The following is an 18907-nucleotide window of genomic DNA, read 5'->3' as shown; positions in this document are numbered from 1 at the left end:
AGGTCAGGACGTGGGTGCCGGCCGGACCGGTCGTCTCCGCGAGGTCGCACATGCCGGTGGGGTCGACGAAGGAGTGGGATCGGGATTCTGTCGGGGTCTCGGGGAGGCCGGAGAGGCGCCTGATGGTGGTCACTCAGCACGGCTCGGTGTCCGCCTCGGCCCATCGGCATCGCTCTGACACGCCGGGATCAACAGGTGGGGCCTTCCGTCGCCGGGAGGCCCCACCTCAACACCGTGGACAGCTGAGAGTCACAAGCGGGTGGGCGTTCCGGGGGGTGTCGGGACAAGGAGCTTGCGGGATTTCGCCGTTTGCCCGGCCGGCGCTCGGCAGGTCAGGTCCTTGGCCGGGAGCCTGCCCGTCGTCAGGTAGACCGTGGCGCTCTTGTCCGCGCAGGACTTGAAGGGATAGACGCCGTGCCCCTCTCCCCGGGCGACGGTGACCATCCGGGAGCCGCGCAGGGCCCGCTGCATGGCCTGGCCGGCGGCCAGGGGCGTTTGGGAGTCCCACTCGTTTTGCAGGATCAGTGCTCCGACCTTGTTGTCCACCGTTGTCGTGGGCTCGCTGCCCGGCTTCCAGAAGGCACACGGCGTGATGTTGGACGCGAAATCGCCGTACAGCGGATACCGGGCCTTGTCGCGGATCGCGTCGCGGCGGTACTGCTCGGGGTCGCGCGGCCACGTACGGGTGTCGGTGCACAGGACAGCCCAAGCGCTCGCGTCGGAATTGTCCAGGGGAACGTCACGGGCGAACGCCGGCGGGGCGGGGCTGAGGGCCCATTCGGGCGTGCCGGACGGGGCCGGCTTCGTGCCCTCGGCGGCCTTCTTCAGCCCGGCGGCCCATTCGGCGGCTACCTGAACACGGAAGAACTTGTGGCGCTCGGCGCGGATGTCGTCACCTGTGAGGGGTCCCTCGTCGGAGTCGATGGGCGTGCGGTTGGCCTGGGCGACCAGATCCCAGAAGGTCTTGCGGACCTCGGCCGGGGTATTGCCCAGTCTGTACGTCGTGTGTCGCTGGGCGGTCCACTGGCTCCATCGCGTGAAGGCGGGCTCTGTCCCCTCTGCCATCCCCTGGAAAGTGCCCCGCCAGATCCGCGTGGGGTCGGTTGCGCTGTCCAGCAGGAACCGGTCGGTTCGCCGGGGGAACATCTGTGTGTAGACGGCGCCGAGGTAGGTGCCGTAGGAGTACCCCAGGTAGGAGATCTTCTTCTCTCCCAGCACGGCACGGATGACGTCCATATCCCGAGCGGTGTTGCGGGTGGTGAGGTGCCGCAGCGTGTCACCCCCCTTGGCCTGGCATTTGTCGGCCACCGTACGGGCCCACTTCACGTCCTTCGCGAATGTCTCGGCCTTGTACGGGCGCTCAGTGATCATTTCATCGGCAGTCAGACCGCAGCTGACGGGGGAGCTCTGCCCGACGCCCCTCGGGTCGAACCCGATGAGGTCGTACTGTCTCTTCACTCGCTCGGGGAGGTCCGCTCCCAGGTCGACAGGCATGTTCAGGCCCGGCCCGCCAGGGCCGCCGGGGTTGAACAGCAGAACGCCGCGACGTTCCTCGCCGCTGCTCGCCTTCAGCCGGGATACCGCGATGTCGATCTTCTTACCGCCGGGGTCGCTGTAGTCCAGCGGCACCTTGAGAGCCGCGCACTGAAAGGTGGCGGGACTCCCGGCGTCGCAGCGCTGCCACTGGGGCTTCTGCTGCGTGTACTGCCGCAGAGGGGCCCTGGCCGCGGAAGCCTCAGATACGGCAAAGGCCGTTGCGGGTGTCAGCGCCGAAACGAAAGTCGTCGCGATGCCGACGGCCAGGAGAGGTGCTATGCATGTGTTTCGCACAAAGATGCTCTTCCTTGCTGGGGAGAGATGACTCTTCCGCTCTTTTGCGCGCGGGGGTTGGTGAGGGTGTCGAGGACGTGAACTCGTCGGCCGCTGAGAAGCCGTTGAGTCGGAAGCCCGGGCCTTGCGCCGCGGCTGGAGTCGTTGCCGATTGCGCTGCCGACCGCCGGTCAGTTTCCCGTGAGCTGCTCGTGGACGCACTGCTTGTATTGCTGGAAGCTGTCGGGCCGGTAGCACTCCTGAGTGTTGTTGGCGTACCAGACCATGAAGATCGCGACCAGGACGGTCACCACGATCGCGATGGTCGACGTCACCACGCCGGTGATGGCCTTGCCTCGGCCGATGCCGGTCTGCTTGGTCGTGATCAGGGCGACGATGCCCAGGACCAGGCCGATGACGCCGAACAGGCCGCCGATGAAGACGATCGAGGTGCTCAAGCCGATGACGCCCAGCACCATGGCGGCCCCAGCCAGGCCGTTCCTGCTGCCGGGAGCCCGCGTGCCGTTGCCGCGGCCCTGGGAGCCGGGGGAATACAGGTCTGCTCCAGCGGCCCGAGTCGCCACAGCCTCAGCCGGTTCCGTGTGATTCGGCGACGTCTCTATTCCTTGCGTGTTCATCAGCCATCCTCCGGTCAACTGCTCAGGGCACGATCCTGGCGTCCGGGGGCTCGGGTGCGCATCGCGGGAAGGCGGGAAAGAATGCTCCCCCGATCGGGGGAGGCCCCGGGTGAACCATCCGGCCATACTGGCCGATTATGATCAGGGGAATCCGGCCGCTGCTGCGCGGCTCCACGTATTCGGGAATGCTGTTCGCCTGTTGCGGTGCGTTGGCGAGCCTACTGCTGCTGCCTTTCGCGATGCTTCCGGCGTTGGCGTGGCCATCCGCTCCATATGGAGTGCAGGCCGTTCTGACTCTGCTGGTCTGGGCAGCACTGATCGGCGTGGTCGGGCTGGCCCGCACCATGCGGCGGGTGCTGATCGCGTCCGCCCGTCGGCTGCTGAGGGTGCCGTTGCCGGATCCCGCGGCCGCACGTCAGCCCGCGAGCTCACCCGGCAACGGGCCGACTCCTCCTGTGCCAGCCCCTGCTGCCGCGCCGACTCCAGCCGTGCCACCCGGAGTTGACCGTTGGCGGACTCCGCTCTGGCTGCTGCTGCACGTGGCGCTGGGAGGGGATCGAGGCCACCCGGCAGCTGCTGGCCGAGTCGGCCGAACCGCCGAAGGTCGTGGTGATCACCACCTTCGAGAACGACGGCTACGTCACCGCCGCGCTCAGCGCGGGGGCCAGTGGGTTCGTGCTCAAGCGGCTCCCGGTCCGGCAGATCGCGGAAGCGGTGCGGGTGGTGGCGGCGGGGGAGGCGATCCTCTTCCCGGCGGCCCTGCGCCGGATGGTCGCCGCCCGCCCGCTGGGCTCCGCCGAGGCGTTGCCGAAGGCGGCGCTGACGAGGCGGGAGGAGGAGGTGCTGCGGTTGATGGCCACCGGCCTGTCCAACCCGGAGATCGCGGAGTCGTTCACGGTGAGCCTGGAGACGGTGAAGACACACGTCGGGAACGTGCTGACCAAGCTCGGCGCGCAGAACCGGACCCATGCGGTGGTGATCGCGTACGAGTCCGGTCTGGTGGTGCCGGGGTTCGCCGGCTGACCGGTTGAAGATCTACGGGCCGTGGCCACGTGCTTTGACAAGAGGGCGTACGTCTCTCGCGGCACCGTGACCGTTGCTGCCCTGCGTCTCCGGCTCCGCTCCTGACTCGCCGGACTGTCCCTGGGAGACGCGGTTCAGCGGCACAGGGCCATGTTCACGACACTCTCGACACGCTTCATGGCTGCCTCGTGCCCTTTATCCTTTGACCTGGAGTTTTGAGGCCTTGTCGGGGCGAGGGCGGGTGGCAACGGCAGCGGGCCTGGATTGATGTCTTCTCGCGTCACCCCGCGCGCTGGTTCCTTGCGTCGCACGCCGGGCGGACCGGGCTGGGGCACTGATCGACGGTTCCTGGCGTCAACACAGCGTTCCACGGTATCTCGCGTCCGATGTAAAAAGGTGGAAAGCTGGGTAAACGAGCACGGTGCTTACGGCATCCTCCCAGGCGTGATGAGCCTGACGGGGACACCCTTCTTCCTGGCCACGATCGCGCTGGCCGTGGTCACCGTGCTGCTTCCCCTGCTGCTGTGGAGCCGGGTACGCGGCCCCGCGGTGGTGCGCGGCGCGGTCCGCATGGTGATGGTCGTCCTCGCGCAGGCGGCAGCCGTGCTGAGCGTCTTCGTGGTGGTCAACAACACCAACGGCCTGTACGACAGCTGGGCCGACCTGCTCGGCACCGGACACCACATCGTCGCCGCGCCCGATCTCGGGCGTGACGGACTCGGGGATCACAAGCACCCGGCGAATGAGCCGAAGATCGTACAGGACTTCAGCCTGACGCACGACGCCCGGATGGGCCGGGGCGTCCGCGTCACCCAGCTGCGCGGTCGGGTGTCGGGGGTGCGCGGCGAGGTGTACGTATGGCTGCCGCCGCAATACGGCCAACCGGCCTTCCGGCACCGGAAGTTCCCCGTGGTCGAGCTCCTCGGCGGATTCCCCGGATCGGCGAAGGCGTGGTTCGGCAGCCTGCAGGTGCAGTCGCAGCTGAGGGCCGGGATGCGGAGTGGGGAGATTGCCCCGTTCATCCTCGTGGAGCCGCGGACCAATCTGCTGGCGGGCCAGGACACCGGGTGCGCCAATGTGCCGGGCGTCGTGAACGCCGAGTCCTGGCTGAGCGTGGACGTCCGGCAGATGGTGATCGATACCTTCCGCGCGCAGAGCCGTGCGAGCGGCTGGGCGGTGGCCGGGTACTCGGCCGGGGCGCACTGCGCCGTGAAGATGGCGCTCTCCCATCCCGACCGGTACCGCGCCGCCGTGGGCCTCTCCGGCTACAACGACCCGGCCGCCGAGCGGGTCTCCCTCACGGGCCGGGACCCGGAGCTGCGGCGGGTCAACAACCCGCTGTGGATCCTGCGCCACGCCGCCACTCCGCCGAGCGTCGCGCTCTACCTCTCGGGAGGGCGCAACGACGGCTACCGAGACGGCCTCGCGCTGCGGCGGGCGGCAGCGCCCCCGACTCGGGTGGTGGTGACCGAGGTGAGCGGGCCGCACACCATCGGGCTGTGGAAACGTCAGGTGCCGCGTGTCTTCCGCTGGCTGACGGCCGAACTGTCGACCTACGCGGGCCGGGTCGCTCCCGCGAAGGGCATCTGACCTATGGGGCGGGAGGTCAGGGCACCCGGGTACGGCGCGCGGATCATCTGCGGTGAGCCCCGTCGACAAGCGCCTGTACGACCTGCGCCACACCTCGCACGGGTCGGAGCATCAGGTGGAGGGTGTATCGGATCCCGTGGTGCCGGAGATCGATGGCTCCCGATGCCCGGAATTCGGCCCTGTCACCGTCTCCACCACGAGGCGGATGATTCCGGTTGATCCTTTTCGCCGGGCCATAAAAGATCACGTCGGCCGCGCGACGAGGGCATATGGCAGGCCCGAGGGATGCACACGAGCCCGTACCGCCTTGCGGAGCTCGAATCTGCACAGCGCTCCGTGACAAATGCGCTGTGCGCTGTCCGCACCGCGTGCAGATTGCAGCTCCCCGCTGAGTGATTCAGACGAGGCTGACCTCGACCGGGAGCTTCTTGGTGCCGTTGACGAAGTTGGAGCGAACACGGGGGACGTCGTCCGCGAGGCGGATGCCGGACAGGCGCGGGATCAGTTCCTCGAACATGATGCGGACCTCGGTGCGGGCGAGCAGGTTGCCCAGGCATGCGGGCTGCCCTTGCCGAAGGTGACGTGGTCATTGTCGGCGCGCGTGACATCGAAGTCGCACGGGTTGTCGAAGACCTGCTCGTCGCGATTGCCGGAGAGACCGACGCCGGTGCGTCGAGGAGCGTCAGCTCTGTTCGCCGCAGCTCGTGGTCGTACGTCGTATGCAGCGTGCCCGTCTCCCTCAGGGCGCGGTGAGACGTGCCGCTTGGATGCGGCGCCGCGGTGGCCGGCGTCGCGACCCCCTCATCTCATCCGTGACGGCCGCGGGATGCCGAGGGGTGTTGGCCGCCTGAGCCACCGCGCAGGGCGGGGCTACGGTCGGGGCCCCACCGGTCCGGAGCCCGGACATCCGGGCCGGGTCTGTCCGCTCGGTTAGTGAACAAGATGCAGCACAAAGGGAGTTGGGGGACTGGTAGGAAAGTTTACTGTTCGCTAGCATCCCGGGTGGTGGCTCGGCGCGGTGCCTGCCCCCGTAGGCATGACGCGCTCAGTGAGAGCTCTGGCCCGGCCACCATGATGTCGCTTCCTGCCCGCACGAGGGTCGGGGCGCGAGGTCACGCACCAATGCCCAGCTCTCGCCACCCCCAAGGCCAGGAGTCCAGGGATGCACCTGAACGGCTCAGCTCCGCCCCTCACACCCACGCGACGCCGTACGGTGGGCGTGGTCATCGCCGCCGTACTCCTCCTCGTCGGAAGCCTTTTGCTCGCCTACCCCGACCGGGCCGACGCCGCCGCCGACCCCCTTATTTCACATGGCAAGCCCGCCACCGCCTCCTCCAGCGAAGCTTCCGGCCTCGGCCCGCAGAACGCCTTCGACGGCGACCCGGCCACCCGCTGGGCGAGCGCCGAGGGCGAGGACCCGCAGTGGATACGTGTCGACCTCGGTGCCACCGCCAACGTCACGCGGGTGGCGCTGAGTTGGGAGGCCGCGTACGCCAAGGCGTACCGGATCGAGATCTCCGCCGACGGCACCACCTGGACCCGGCTCGCCGATGAGACGGCCGGGAACGGCGGCACCGACGACTGGTCCGCCCTCTCCGGCAAGGGCCGCTACCTGCGCGTGTACGGCATCGCGCGCGGTACTGCCTACGGCTACTCGCTGCACGAGGTCGAGGTGTACGGCATTCTCGACGGCGCGCCCCCGCAGACCGGTGCCTTCACCGTGGTCGCCGCCGGTGACATCGCCGCCCAGTGCACCGCCTCCGACAGTGACTGTGCCCACCCCAAGACCGCCGCACTGGCGCAGAAACTCAATCCGAAGTTCTATCTGACGATGGGCGACAGCCAGTACGACGACGCCCGGATCGCCGACTTCCGCGCCTACTACGACAAGACCTGGGGTGCTTTCAAGGACAAGACGCATCCGGTACCGGGCAACCACGAGACGTATGATCCGGCCGGATCGCTGGTCGGCTACAAGACGTACTTCGGGGCGATCGCCTACCCCCAGGGCAAGAGCTACTACAGCTTCGACGAGGGCAATTGGCACTTCATCGCCCTCGACTCCAACTCCTTCGACCAGAGCGCCCAGATCGACTGGCTCAAGGCCGACCTCGCCAGGAACAGCAAGGCGTGCATCGCCGCCTACTGGCACCACCCGCTGTACTCCTCGGGCGGGCACGGCAACGACCCGGTCAGCAGGCCGGTCTGGAAGATCCTGTACGGGGCCAAGGCCGACCTCGTGCTCAACGGGCACGACCACCACTACGAGCGGTTCGCCCCACAGAGCCCCGATGGGAAGGCCACAGCCGACGGAATCACCGAGATCGTCGGCGGCATGGGCGGCGCCGAGCCGTACCCCATCGAGAACGTCCAGCCCAACAGCCAGAAGCGGATCAGCGGTCAATACGGCGTCCTGAAAATGGACTTCACCGACTCCGGCTACAGCTGGAGCTATGTCGGCACCGACGGCAAGGCCAAGGACACCAGCCCGAAGTACGCCTGCCACTGATGTATCTGGCGACCACAGGCCGCCGGGACGCGCCGGCTCCGCCCCGCACCGGCGGGGCGGGCCGACGCGTCCCCGGCACCGTCCTGGCACTCGGCACGGTCAGCCTCGTCACCGACATCTCCTCCGAGATGGTCACCGCGGTGCTGCCGCTCTACCTCGTCCTCGGACTCGGCCTCTCACCTCTCCAATTCGGATTCCTGGACGGCCTGTTCAACGGTGCCGCCTCCGTCGTGCGGCTGATCGGCGGGCACGCCGCCGACCGCGGTGGCCGGCACAAACGGGTCGCGGGGATCGGCTATGCCCTCTCCGCCTGCTCCCGGCTCGGCCTGCTTCTCGCGGGCGGTGCCACCGCCGGGATCGCGACCGCCCTCGCCACCGACCGGGTCGGCAAGGGCATCCGTACGGCGCCCCGTGACGCGCTGATCACCCTGAGCAGCCGACCCGAGGCGCTCGGCCGGTCCTTCGGCGTGCACCGGGCGATGGACACCACGGGCGCCCTGCTCGGCCCGCTCGCCGCGTTCGCCCTGCTCTGGGCGACCGCCGACGCCTACGACGCGGTGTTCGTCGTCAGTTTCTGCGTCGGCCTGCTCGGGGTACTGATCCTTGTCCTGTACGTTCCCGGGAGTCACCCGGCACCACCCGCGAACTCGACTCCCCGTACACGAAAGACATTTGAGGCACTCCGTGATCCCGCCTTCCGGCGGATTCTCGCCGCCGCCGCCCTGCTGGGTGCCGCCACCGTCGGTGACGCCTTCGTCTACCTCCTGCTCCAGCGCCGCCTCGCCCTCCCCGTCGGGTGGTTCCCGCTGCTGCCGCTCGGCGCGGCGGCGTGCTATTTGCTGCTCGCGGTCCCGGCGGGCCGGATCGCGGACCGGGTCGGCCGACGACTGCCGTTCCTGTACGGACACATCGCGCTGCTCGGCGTGTACGCCACGCTCCTCGCCCCGACCGGCGGCCCGGCCCCACTTCTCCTTGTGCCCGTCCTCATGCTGCTGGGCGTCTTCTACGCCACCACCGACGGGGTGCTGATGGCCCTCGCCGGACCGGTGCTTCCCGCCGACGGCAGGGCGGGCGGACTCGCCCTGCTCCAGACCGGCCAGGCGCTGGCCCGGATGCTCGCCGCCGCAGGCTTCGGCGCCGCGTGGACGGTGTGGGGGCCACGCCCCGCGCTGTGGGCGGCGATATCGGCTCTGCTCGCTGCGCTCGCGGGCGGCTGGGCACTGCTGCCGCGCAACCCGTCCGGCCCCCCGGCCCCCGAGGGGCCCCGATCCCCGATCCCCGAGAGGCGGACCGCATGAGTGCCAGGTTCCCGAGACCCGCGACCCCGCTGGGCCCACGTGCCCGTATCGCCGTCGTGGTGGCCGCGGTGCTACTCCTCGCCGGCGGCTCCGTCGGGTACGTCCTGCACGCGGAACACCGGTCGCAGGGGCAACGAGTAGACGCAGACGCCTCGTTCACTCTCGGTGGGCCCGCGCTGTACTTCCGGGACACGGTCACAGGACGCGTCGCGCATCAGCCGCTCACCGGAACCCCCCGCACCCGCACCCCCGGCGGCCCCGCTTGTGACCGGTTCTACGCCGCAGGTGATACCGCGCTCTGCCTGCGAGCCGAGCCCGGGGTGCTGCCGAAGACATACGCGATCGTTCTCGACCGGCGGCTGCGTGAGATGCGCCGGATCACCATGCCGGGCGTTCCCACCCGCGCCCGCGTCTCCGCCTCCGGGCGCATGCTGTCCTGGACGGTGTTCGCCACCGGTGACTCATACGCCACCACCGCCTTCTCCACGCGGACCGCCGTCCTCGACCTGCGCAGCGGCTACCTCATCAAGTCCATGGAGGAGATCCCCCTCACCATCGAAGGTGTCCGCCACCACGCCCCCGACGTCAACTACTGGGGGGTGACCTTCGCCCGTGACGACAACCGCTTCTACGCGACCGTCTCCACCAAGGGCCGCACCTACCTCGTCGAGGGGAACATGAGGGACTGGTCGGCGAAGGCACTGCGGCAGAACGCCGAGTGCCCCTCCCTGTCGCCGGACAACACCCGGGTCGCCTTTAAGAAGAAGGTTTCCGACGACCCGGCCGCGCCCTGGCGGCTGTACGTCCTCGACCTGCGGACCATGCGTGAGACGCCGCTCGCCGAGACACGCAGCGTCGACGACCAGGCGGCCTGGCTGGACGACGGCACAGTCGCCTACGCGCTGCCGGGCGCGGCCGGCCGGGCGAGCGACATCTGGACCGTCCCCGCAGACGGCACCGGGGCACCCCGCGTCGCCGTGGCGGGCGGGTCGTCGCCGGTGGCGGTGGGCTGAGCCAGGCGGGCCGGCGCAGAGACAGCCCATCCAACAGGGCTGCCGTCGTTTCTGCAGAGCGGTACGCCGGAGGCATGGTTCGAGGCTGTTTTCTCCATTCGGCTCGGGCCAGGGCTGAGCTCGACGCGGAAGTGCCCGGCGTCCGGGTAACGGTGCAGGTGTGACGGGGCCCGGTCGACGAGACCGCGCAGAGCGGTGCCGTACTCGCGGAACGCGGTGGAGCTGCCCACGAAGAAAAGAGGGTGCGCAGTGATGTCGAAACCGAGGTGGCCTGTCGCGCTGAAACCACGGGGTCGGGTTCGCTGACCTGCGGTGAGATGCCTGGGCGTGTCGCCGTGCCCAGCGGACCGCCCGAAGTACCAACCCTTTGCGAAGGGGCGGTTGCGTGATTGCCTGACAGGCTGCCGCAATGGCGTGAGGCGTTAACTGCCGTGATAGAAACAGGTGTTATGAAACACGAGGCATACAACGCAGACCAATTCCACAGCGCTGTTCCGCACTCAGCCCGCGTCTGGAACTACTGGATCGGCGGCAAGGACCACTACCCAGTGGACCAGGAGCTGGGAGATCAAGTCATCGCGAGCTATCCCCAGACGCGGGAACTCGCCCGGGCTTCACGGGCCTTTCAGGCGCGTGCGGTGCGGTATCTGGCCGAAGCGGGAATATCCCAGTTCCTTGACATCGGGACCGGGCTTCCCGTGCAGAACAGCACCCATGAGGTCGCGCAGAGCGTCGAGCCGAAGGCTCGCATCGTGTACGTCGACAACGACCCGCTCGTATTGGCACATGCCCGCGCCTTGCTGACAAGTGCACCGGGCGGGATGACGGACTACGTGCACGCGGACATGCTGGAAGCCGAGCGGGTACTCCAGGAAGCGGCGCGCACCCTGGACATGACACGACCCGTGGCCGTGATGGTGCTTTCCACACTGGGACACCTCCAGCCCCAGGACGGCATCGACCTTATGCACCAGTACATGGCCGGCACAGTGGCAGGCAGCCATCTGGTCCTCTGCGACACGGTCGCCACGCCCCAGACGCTGGCTGCGCAGGACGCTTACGCGGCGGGCGACACTCCGCCATACCTGGTGCGCCAGCCGGAGGAGATCCTCGCGAGCGCCGAGGGGATGGAGTTGGTCGATCCCGGATTCGGGTCGATCACCCTCTGGCGAGCGGACGAAGAGAACCTTGAGCCGGTCGACCAGTGGGGATTCGTCGCCCGCAAGGTGTAGAAGTCGAAATCGTCTCCCGCGCCGCATGGTGGGGACACCCAGGCCGTGTTCCAGTTTGCGGATCGCCGCGGACAGGGACGGCTGGGACACGAAACAGGAAGCCGCGGCGCGGGCGAAGTACCGTTTCCGGGCGAGTGCGACCAGCTACTCCAGCTGACGCGGCACCGTGCTTCCCGCTGCAGTCGACGCCCCGGTCTTTTACAGGGGCACGATGGTCGCTTCGGTTGCCTTGATGCTCGTCCATACCGGCACGCCGTCGGCGAGGCCGAGTTCGGCGGCGGCCTGTGGGGTGATCTCGGCGACAAGGTCCGGTGCCTTGGGTGAGGTGATGAGGATCCGGAGGCGGCTGCCGCTGGCGGTGATCTCGCGGACGGTGCCCGGCCAGATGTTGCGTGGACTGCCGCCCGGTTTGTCGCGGTGTACGGAGACGGCTTCCGGGGCGATGACCGCCAGCGCGGGCGTTCCGGCCGGCAGGGGATCCGCAATGAGGAGTCGACCTCCGCCGGGGAACAGGAGCCCGTCCTCGGCAGAGGTGCCGGGCCAGGCGTTGCGTCCCATCATGCGCGCTACCCAGGGGGAGCGGGGGTGGCGGGTGACCTCGGAGGGCGGGGCGTCCTGCAGAGCGCGGCCGTCTTCGAGGACGAGGACCCGGTCGGCGAGGGAGATGGCTTCCACGGGGTCGTGGGTGACGATCAGGCAGACCCCGCCGAAGGTGTCGAGGTGGGTGCGCAGGGTGTGGCGTACGTGCGCACGGGTGGTCTGATCGAGGGCGGCCAGGGGTTCGTCAAGGAGCAGCAGGCGAGGGCGCGTGGCCAGGGCCCGTGCCAGCGCGACGCGTTGGGCCTGTCCGCCGGAGACCTCCGCAGGTTTGCGGGCGGCGAGATGCCCGACGCCGAGGCGGTCGAGCCACTTCTGGGCGCTGCGGCGGGCCTCGGCGCGCGGCACACCGCGGGCGCGCAGCCCGTAGGCGGTGTTGGCGAGCGCGGAGAGGTGAGGGAAGAGGGCGCCGTCCTGGGGGACCCAGGCGACGCCGCGATGGTGCGGAGGCAGGCTGCTGACGTCGAGGTCGCCGAGCCGCAGTGCGGCGTGGGCTCGTGGAGTGAGGCCGAGGAGAGCACGCAGGAGAGTGGTCTTGCCCGCGCCGTTGGGGCCGACGACGGCGATGGTGGTACCGGGCTCCGCGTCGAGCGTGAGCTGGTTGAAGCCCGTGACCTCGGCCCGCAGCGGCCACCCGTGCTGGGGAGCTTCGGGATCGGTATGGACGGGGCGGGCAGTGGGTGCGTCCGCCGGACGGCCGGGATCAGCCTCCTCGCCCCGGGGCCGTGGAGCAGTCGCGGCGGTGCTCGGGGTGCCGGTCCAGCGTCCGCGCAGCGCGATGAGTACCACCATGGCGATGGCGAGGAGCAGCAGGGAAACCGAGGTGGCGGCCTCCGGATTGTCCTGGAGGAGCAGGTACACCTGGAGCGGCAGGGTCTGGGTGGTGCCGGGGAGGTTGCCGGCGAATGTGATGGTCGCACCGAACTCGCCCAGCGCTCTCGCCCAGGTCAGGGCGGCGCCTGCGGCGAGCCCGGGGGCCACCATGGGGAGCGTGATGGTGAAGAACACTCTGACCGGCGAGGCACCCAGAGAAGCGGCCGTCTCCTCGTAACGGGGATGCAGTCCGCCCAGTGCCCCTTCGAGGCTGATGATGAGGAATGGCATCGCGACGAAGGTGGCGGCCAGGACAGCACCGGAGGTGTGGAACGGCAATGTGATGCCGAAGGTGTTCTCCAGCCAGGGGCCGACGAGGCCGCGGCGGCCGAAGGCCATGAGGAGGGCGACGCCGCCGACAGTGGGTGGCAGGACCATCGGCAGGAGGACGAGGGAGCGGACGAATGCCTTGCCGGGGAAGTCGACGCGGGCCAGCAGCCAGGCCAGCGGGACGCCGAGAATGAGGGAGAGACCGAGCGCCCAGGCGGAGACGAGCAGCGACAACTTCAGCGCCTGGGTGGTCCCCGGGCTGGTCAAGTGGGAGCCGAGGTCGCCCCACGAGGTGCGGGCGAGGATCCCGATCAGTGGCAGCATCAGGAAGGCGACGGCCAGCAGTGCGGGGATCGCCAGGGCGACAGGTGTGCGGGGGCCCGGTGCGCGGCTGCGGAAGCGTCTCATCGAAGATCCTTGATGCTCGAAGTACCTGTGAGGGCCGCCCGGTCCGGGGGAGCGGGCACCCCTCTCAGGTGGAAACCGGCTACGGCTGCTGGAAGCCGGCGTCCTGGAGGATCTTCTGGGCCTCAGGGGTGGACAGCCAGTTCACGAACGCGGTCGCGGCCTCGGTGTTCTTGGAGGTCTTCAGGGTTGCCGCCGGATAGGAGGCGACAGCGTTCTGCGCGTCGGGGATGTCGATCGCGTCGACCTTGTCGGTGGCTGTGGCAGCGTCCGTCTTGTAGACGAGACCGGCGTCGGCCTCGCCGAGTTCGACCTTGCTGAGTACGGCGCGGACGTTGGGCTCTTGGGAGACAGGCTTCACGTCGATCTTCTGGGCGTCCAGGATCTGCTGGCTGTAGCGGCCGACCGGCACCTCGGGGGCGGCGAGCACCACCTTCAGCTTGGGGTCGGCGAGGTCCTTGAGGTTCTCGACCTTCTCCGGGTTGCCCTTGCCGGTGGCTATGACCAGACGGTTCTTGGCGATGACGGCCGGGGATCCGGTGTCGGACTTCAGGCCGTCCATCGTCTTGGTGTCTGCGGTGACCAGGGCGTCGGCAGGCGCACCCTGCTTGACCTGGGCGGCCAGTTCCTGCGAGCCGGCGAAGGAGAACGTCACCTTGGTGCCGGGGTGTTCCTTCTCGTACGCCGCCCCGGCTGTTTTGAAGACATCGGTGAGCGAGGAAGCGGCCAGAACCGTCAGATCGGCCTTCGGTGCGCCGGTGGAGGACTCAGTGGCCTTGCCGCCCGAGTCCTTCTTGTCATTGTCGCTGCCGCAGGCGGCCAGCGGAACGAGCAGCGCCGCCGTGACGATCGCGGCCGCGGTACGTCGTCTGGTGAGGGCGAGGGACACGAGGGTGGGGCTCCTTGGGGATGCGGTCGGCCGGTGCCGCCCGAGCGGATGGTGGTGAGCCGCGCCGGGGACGGGCGAGGCCGCTTGGTGGGGTACGCGGTGCTGTCTCAGGTGCGGTCGATGTGCACGCTGGTCGATTTCACGCGGGCGGTTGCCTGCATGCCGACCTCCAGCCCCAGTTCCTCGACCGCTTCCCGGGTCAGGAGAGAGACGAGTCGGTGTGGACCGGCCTGGATCTCGACCTGGGCCGCGACGTCGCCGAGCTTGACGGCGGTGACGATGCCGGGGAAGGCGTTGCGGGCCGACGTGTACGACGCCTCGTGCTCGTCGGTGCCGCTCTGGGCCACCTCGATGGAGAACGCGGCCAGGTCCCGGCCGTCGATGAGGCGGCGCCCGCTCTCCTCGCGGTGGGTCGCGACCCGTCCGGCATCCGCCCAGCGGCGGGCCGTATCGGGACTGACGCCGAGCAGACGTGCGGCCTGTCCGATCGTGTAGGACTGCATGTGCGACACATTAGAGGCTGCGGGCTCGCAATCACAATCTGTAATGCGAAACTCCATGGCAGATGCGTGGCTGTTCAGAGGAAGGCCCAAAGCTTCTGCGGGCGGGGCTCGCCGCCTTGAGCTGCAGGTCGCGAAGGCTGTCTCCGATGTGCCAGGCGGCTCGCCGGATCGCCCTCGCGCCTGCGACAGGTGTTCCGGTCGGCAACGTGACGGGTGCCTACAGTGAAGACATCAGACGAGGAGATATCTGGCATTTCATCCATAAATTGAGGCGCTTCTTCATGAGTCTGAGCATCCGCAATCAGCTTCCCGGGATCGTCACCGCCGCCGAGGCCGGCGAGGTGATGGCCACTGTCAAGGTCCGCTTGACGGGCGGTCAGGAGATCATGGCCGCGATCACGCTCGAAGCCGTCAGGGAACTCGGTCTCGCCGAGGGGTCCTCGGTGCGCACGCTGATCAAGTCGACCGAGGTGTCTCTGGCCACGGCTGCCGTCGAGGGGCTGAGTATCCGCAACCAGATTCCCGGCACCGTCGCCGATGTCGTCACCGGGGGTGCCATGGCACGTGTCAAGATCTCCGTCGAGGGCGGCGAGCTGACTGCCGCGATCACCAAGGACGCGGTCACCGACCTGGAGCTCGCGGCCGGGGTGCCCGTCGTCGCGCTGATCAAGTCGACGGAGATTTCCCTGGCTGCGGTCTGATCTTCGAGTGGGAGACGATTCCGTTCTGTCCGGGAGTTGCCCACGCCCCGACCCATACGCGTGTGATGGCGCTGATGCAGCGCGCGCTGCAGCGGTCGGCGGGTGCCACGAGCCGGCTACCGACCGTGTCCAGTTCCTGATTGTCCATCCGGGTGGCGAGCAGGACGGGGACGTTGCCGAAGTCGGCGTCGATCTCCGCCGAGGACAGCACCGTGTGGTGGCCGTCCCCGCCGGTGGCAGCCAGCAGGAAACGGGAACGGTCCTTGCGCTGCTGCGCTCCGCTCCACACTGATCCGATGCCGGCGGCGACCGTTGCCTCGTCGATCACACCACTGTCCCAGGCATCGGCCGGCAGGCCAACGCCCCCGCCCAGGCTGCCGGTTCACTGCCTTTTGCGCATGCTTCAGAGCCACTGGGTAACCCGTGTCGCCCTCGATGCCCGCCGGGCGTCGAGAGTTTCAGGGTCGTTCCCGAGATGCTGGACCGTCGAGCCAGGATCGACTGACCTTCGCGCCATCCGTGATCGGCGAACTCATCCGCACCGCTCCGATAACATGATCGAATTCATGGCGATCGCCCTCATCGCCCGCCCTTCATCGGAGAATCGTGCCATTCGGCACGAAGAGTGACCTACTTAACCAACATCTAACAAATCGGCCAAACAATTGATATCTATAGCATCGCGGGTGTTTTCGCGAATAAACGGCAGAACTCCTTTCGCCGCGTGGCGTCAACCACGGGCGATGCTGTGGGCCACGGCGGCGGTGGTGGCCCTCGGATTCCTCGTCGCGCTGGAGATTGCCGCGCGTCGCTACGGCCTACCGGGGCCGATCACCACCCAGGTGCAAGAGGTGGTAGTCGCCCCCAAGTCGGGCTTCCTGTTGTACGCCAGTATGGCGTTGATGATGGTGGTGCTCACCTGGCGGCAACGGTTCATCGCGGCTGGTGTCGCGATCGGCATCGACGTCACCTTCTTGCTGGTGCGGTGGGCGGCCGACGTCAAGGTGACCGACGGCCACCCCTTCGGGAACGGTGCGTTGTGGGTGATTTTGGGCTATGCGGTCATCGCTGTCACGCGCCGCACAGGCCGGGAACGTGTCCTGCTGCTGAAGGGCGTCGGGTTGGGCCTGCTGCTGGTGGCCGGCCGCAAGACTGGTGATACCTGGCTACTCATCACGTCGAAGACCCGCCCGGAGGTGCTCGACCAGTACGTGGCAACCGCCGATCACGCGCTGGGCAACCCCTCGTGGCTGGTAGGCCGAATTGTCACGGCCACCGGCCCGATCGGCGCCCATTTTCTCGACTACGTCTACACGCAGCTTGCGGTGGCCGCGGTCATCTTCGCGCTGTACCAGCTACGCAACGTTGCGGTCGAGCGTCGCTTCCCGGGCCATCACCTGGTGCGTACCTTTCTGGTCATCGGCCTCCTCGGGCCGGGCATCTACATGATCTTCCCGGTGGTCGGACCGATCTTCGCCTACGGCGCCGACGGCGGGCACTGGGCGGTGGCCAACCTGTGGCCGGACACGCCGCCGCCGATCAATACCCCGCACCACATGCCATTCGACGAGATCACCCCACGCAACTGCATGCCCAGCCTGCACACAGCGTGGGCTACCGCGATCTTCATTCATTCCCGCAAGGGTCCACGGATTCTGCAGTTCGCAGGCGCGTTCTGGCTGATTGCGACGCTCAGCGCAACGCTGGGCTTCGGCTACCACTACGGCGCGGATCTCGTTGCCGGCGTGGTGTTTACGCTCACGATCGAGGCAGCGCTGCGCTCGCTCGAACGTGGCTGGGACCGGTCAGGAACCCTGCTGGTCGCCTACGGTGCAACGGTCTTCGCCGCGCTCTTGGTGTCATATCGCTATCTGTCGATGGAGATGGCCGAATATCCGTGGGTGTTTGGACCACTTCTCATTCTGGCGATGGCCTCAGTGGTCTACGGCTACGTACGGACCACCAAAATGTGGGAACCGAAGGCCGCACCAGTGCGGCAACCGGAACCGCAACCCGAACAAAGTCTTGTCCCGTAAATGACTTTTGTCTGGGTGTGAACGTAGTTGGTGACCAGTCCGGCCGCTCGCCTGCCCGGCGAGGTTGAGGTTGTGCAGGCGAGCGATGCCGAGCATGGCGTGGTGGACGCCATCGCCCTTGATGCGGCAGTCGCGGAGGACCTTCCAGGTCTTCATGCGGGCGAAGACATGCTCGACGCGGGCGCGGACCTGTTTCCATTCGAGTAGTTCTTCGCCTGCGCGACGGCGGCGGGGCATCACGAGCCCGGTGCCCGGACAGCCGCCGTCGGCAATGGTCGTGGTCCTGCCCACGGCGGCCTTCGCGCCGGACTCCTCCCACGCCTTGCAGTCGTTGCGGTTGACGACGGGGGGCGGGCGTGCCAAGGTCCGGCGGCACGACACCGAGGGGTGTGGAGTTCATGCCGTCCGGGCCTCTGCTGTACCGGTCTGTGCGGGGTGTAGCCGCCCCTTCGATGCCGACACTCAGGCACAAGCGCCGGCCCGCCCCCCGTGCTTCCTCACCTGATGCGATGAGTCGGGATGTCAGTCATCTCGATGGGGGATGAGCGGGAGTGACCGGTGTACCGGCGCCCGGAAGGGGCGAGACCGGATCACTGCTGGGGGATCCCGCGCACGGGATGCTTGCTCATGACGGAGACGCGGTTGAACGCGTTGATGGTGATAGCCACCCAGATCACTGCGGATATCTCGTCGTCGGTGAGGGCTTGGCGGGCTGCGGCGTAGGCGTTCTCCTGGGTGACGGCGTTCGCGGGTTCGGTAGTAGCCTCCGCCAGGGTGAGTGCCGCGCGTTCTCGCGCTGTGAAGAGTTCGGTGTCGCGCCAGGCGGCCAGTACACCCAAACGCTGGTTGGTCTCGCCGGCGCGCAGTGCGGCACGGGTGTGCACGTTGAGGCAGTACGCGCAGCCGTTGATCTGTGACACGCGGAGATTGATCAGTTCCACGAGCGTGCGGTCCAGCCCCGCGTCGGCGGCGACCGCGCGTACCGCTTCGGCTGTCTCGACCAACGCCTGGTAGGCCTTCGGGCTCTGCTTGTCGACGAAGACCCGCTTGCTCACGGGGCCTGTTGCCGTGTCACTCAACCTGGACTCCTTCACGGGCCGCTCCCGGCCCTCGCTCGTTCTGTCGTGCGCCCGACCGGCAACACATCGGCTTATCATCGGAAGCAATTGTTGAACATAAAATAATCCTTGAGTGAGAAGGGTGTGCGATGAGCGACGTCGAGAGGGACCCCACCGAACTGCGCTGCGGAGCATCGGGTCATGGTGAGCATGCGCCGACGGTGGACATCCTGTCCGCGCGGGACGTCCCGTTGGGTGGTCCGAGGGCGATGACGGTACGGCGTACGCTGCCGCAGCGGGCCCGGACATTGATCGGGGCCTGGTGCTTCGTCGACCACTACGGCCCCGACGACGTCGCGGACACGGGCGGCATGGACGTCGCGCCCCATCCGCACACCGGTCTGCAGACGGTGAGCTGGCTGTTCAGCGGGGAGATCGAGCACCGGGACAGCATGGGCAGCCA

General features: G+C 68.2%; 14 protein-coding genes and 4 pseudogenes. 9 read left to right on the top strand and 9 right to left on the bottom strand.

What is annotated here, in order from left to right:
• Window positions 1–249: 249 nt before the first annotated feature.
• Window positions 250–1830: an alpha/beta hydrolase gene (locus IEZ15_RS39895; RefSeq protein ID WP_189281886.1), complete on the bottom strand. Its 1581-nt coding sequence runs from the start codon at window positions 1828–1830 to the stop codon at window positions 250–252.
• Between the two features lie 170 nt (window positions 1831–2000).
• Window positions 2001–2393, bottom strand: a complete 393-nt coding sequence (locus IEZ15_RS39890; protein WP_229846457.1) for a DUF4190 domain-containing protein — start codon at window positions 2391–2393, stop codon at window positions 2001–2003.
• Window positions 2394–2990: 597 nt separating this feature from the next.
• Here IEZ15_RS39890 and IEZ15_RS39885 point away from each other — a divergent pair.
• Window positions 2991–3470 (top strand): annotated as a pseudogene (locus IEZ15_RS39885) (response regulator transcription factor); the annotation flags it as partial.
• A 447-nt stretch (window positions 3471–3917) separates the two neighbouring features.
• Window positions 3918–5060 (top strand): alpha/beta hydrolase, encoded by a 1143-nt coding sequence (locus IEZ15_RS39880; protein ID WP_189281893.1) that lies wholly within the window; start codon window positions 3918–3920, stop codon window positions 5058–5060.
• Window positions 5061–5457: 397 nt separating this feature from the next.
• On the opposite strand, the pseudogene IEZ15_RS39875 reads toward IEZ15_RS39880, so the two are convergent.
• Window positions 5458–5714, bottom strand: a pseudogene (locus IEZ15_RS39875) (cytochrome P450); the annotation flags it as partial.
• A gap of 508 nt (window positions 5715–6222) precedes the next feature.
• Here IEZ15_RS39875 and IEZ15_RS39870 point away from each other — a divergent pair.
• The 4 genes from IEZ15_RS39870 (at window position 6223) to IEZ15_RS39855 (ending at window position 11112) form a co-directional block, all read left to right on the top strand.
• Entirely contained in the window at window positions 6223–7569 is a 1347-nt protein-coding gene (locus IEZ15_RS39870; protein ID WP_189281885.1) for a discoidin domain-containing protein, read from the top strand.
• Window positions 7569–8867, top strand: coding sequence for an MFS transporter (locus tag IEZ15_RS39865; RefSeq protein WP_189281884.1), 1299 nt, complete (start codon window positions 7569–7571; stop codon window positions 8865–8867). The genes IEZ15_RS39870 and IEZ15_RS39865 overlap by 1 nt, the downstream gene beginning before the upstream one ends.
• Window positions 8864–9880 carry a TolB family protein gene (locus tag IEZ15_RS39860; protein ID WP_189281883.1) on the top strand — a complete coding sequence of 339 codons (1017 nt, stop codon included), beginning with the start codon at window positions 8864–8866 and terminating at the stop codon, window positions 9878–9880. The genes IEZ15_RS39865 and IEZ15_RS39860 overlap by 4 nt, the downstream gene beginning before the upstream one ends.
• 449 nt (window positions 9881–10329) lie before the next feature.
• A complete protein-coding gene (locus IEZ15_RS39855) occupies window positions 10330–11112 on the top strand; it encodes an SAM-dependent methyltransferase (protein ID WP_189281892.1) in 783 nt (260 codons plus the stop codon).
• A gap of 198 nt (window positions 11113–11310) precedes the next feature.
• Here the strand turns inward: IEZ15_RS39855 and IEZ15_RS39845 are convergent, their stop codons facing one another.
• The 3 genes from IEZ15_RS39845 to IEZ15_RS39835 all read right to left on the bottom strand — a co-directional run bounded on the left by IEZ15_RS39845 (window position 11311) and on the right by IEZ15_RS39835 (window position 14649).
• Complete coding sequence (locus IEZ15_RS39845) at window positions 11311–13260, bottom strand: ABC transporter permease (RefSeq protein WP_189281882.1); 1950 nt, start codon at window positions 13258–13260, stop codon at window positions 11311–11313.
• Between the two features lie 79 nt (window positions 13261–13339).
• Entirely contained in the window at window positions 13340–14146 is an 807-nt protein-coding gene (modA, locus tag IEZ15_RS39840; protein ID WP_189281881.1) for a molybdate ABC transporter substrate-binding protein, read from the bottom strand.
• Window positions 14147–14253: 107 nt separating this feature from the next.
• Window positions 14254–14649 (bottom strand): TOBE domain-containing protein, encoded by a 396-nt coding sequence (locus IEZ15_RS39835; protein WP_189281880.1) that lies wholly within the window; start codon window positions 14647–14649, stop codon window positions 14254–14256.
• 281 nt (window positions 14650–14930) lie between these two features.
• On the opposite strand from IEZ15_RS39835, the gene IEZ15_RS39830 reads away from it, so the two are divergent.
• Window positions 14931–15350 (top strand): TOBE domain-containing protein, encoded by a 420-nt coding sequence (locus IEZ15_RS39830; protein WP_189281879.1) that lies wholly within the window; start codon window positions 14931–14933, stop codon window positions 15348–15350.
• Here IEZ15_RS39830 and IEZ15_RS39825 read toward each other — a convergent pair.
• Window positions 15316–15627: pseudogene (locus IEZ15_RS39825) on the bottom strand (hypothetical protein); the annotation flags it as partial. The gene IEZ15_RS39830 and the pseudogene IEZ15_RS39825 overlap by 35 nt on opposite strands.
• A 466-nt stretch (window positions 15628–16093) precedes the next feature.
• Between IEZ15_RS39825 and IEZ15_RS39820 the strand changes: the two are divergent.
• Complete coding sequence (locus tag IEZ15_RS39820; protein ID WP_114242644.1) at window positions 16094–17386, top strand: phosphatase PAP2 family protein; 1293 nt, start codon at window positions 16094–16096, stop codon at window positions 17384–17386.
• 54 nt (window positions 17387–17440) lie between these two features.
• Here the strand turns inward: IEZ15_RS39820 and IEZ15_RS39815 are convergent.
• Both IEZ15_RS39815 and IEZ15_RS39810 read right to left on the bottom strand, forming a co-directional pair.
• A pseudogene (locus IEZ15_RS39815) lies at window positions 17441–17737 on the bottom strand (transposase); the annotation flags it as partial.
• A gap of 239 nt (window positions 17738–17976) precedes the next feature.
• Window positions 17977–18465, bottom strand: a complete 489-nt coding sequence (locus IEZ15_RS39810; protein WP_229846456.1) for a carboxymuconolactone decarboxylase family protein — start codon at window positions 18463–18465, stop codon at window positions 17977–17979.
• Window positions 18466–18593: 128 nt separating this feature from the next.
• On the opposite strand from IEZ15_RS39810, the gene IEZ15_RS39805 reads away from it, so the two are divergent.
• The coding region (locus IEZ15_RS39805) for a pirin family protein (RefSeq protein WP_189281878.1) at window positions 18594–18907 on the top strand (314 nt) is incomplete at its 3' end.

This window comes from Streptomyces atratus, assembly GCF_014648655.1.
Taxonomy (GTDB): Bacteria; Actinomycetota; Actinomycetes; order Streptomycetales; family Streptomycetaceae; genus Streptomyces; species Streptomyces atratus.
The sequence above is the reverse complement of the archived record's forward strand: the minus strand, read 5'-3'. Positions and strand labels throughout refer to the sequence as shown.

Coding starts and splice junctions, on each gene's coding strand:
- IEZ15_RS39880 (WP_189281893.1), top strand. CDS start 3,918: ATGAGCCTGACGGGGACACCCTTCTTCCTGGCCACGATCGCGCTGGCC.
- IEZ15_RS39870 (WP_189281885.1), top strand. CDS start 6,223: ATGCACCTGAACGGCTCAGCTCCGCCCCTCACACCCACGCGACGCCGT.
- IEZ15_RS39865 (WP_189281884.1), top strand. CDS start 7,569: ATGTATCTGGCGACCACAGGCCGCCGGGACGCGCCGGCTCCGCCCCGC.
- IEZ15_RS39860 (WP_189281883.1), top strand. CDS start 8,864: ATGAGTGCCAGGTTCCCGAGACCCGCGACCCCGCTGGGCCCACGTGCC.
- IEZ15_RS39855 (WP_189281892.1), top strand. CDS start 10,330: ATGAAACACGAGGCATACAACGCAGACCAATTCCACAGCGCTGTTCCG.
- IEZ15_RS39845 (WP_189281882.1), bottom strand. CDS start 13,260: ATGAGACGCTTCCGCAGCCGCGCACCGGGCCCCCGCACACCTGTCGCC.
- IEZ15_RS39835 (WP_189281880.1), bottom strand. CDS start 14,649: ATGCAGTCCTACACGATCGGACAGGCCGCACGTCTGCTCGGCGTCAGT.
- IEZ15_RS39830 (WP_189281879.1), top strand. CDS start 14,931: ATGAGTCTGAGCATCCGCAATCAGCTTCCCGGGATCGTCACCGCCGCC.
- IEZ15_RS39820 (WP_114242644.1), top strand. CDS start 16,094: ATGCTGTGGGCCACGGCGGCGGTGGTGGCCCTCGGATTCCTCGTCGCG.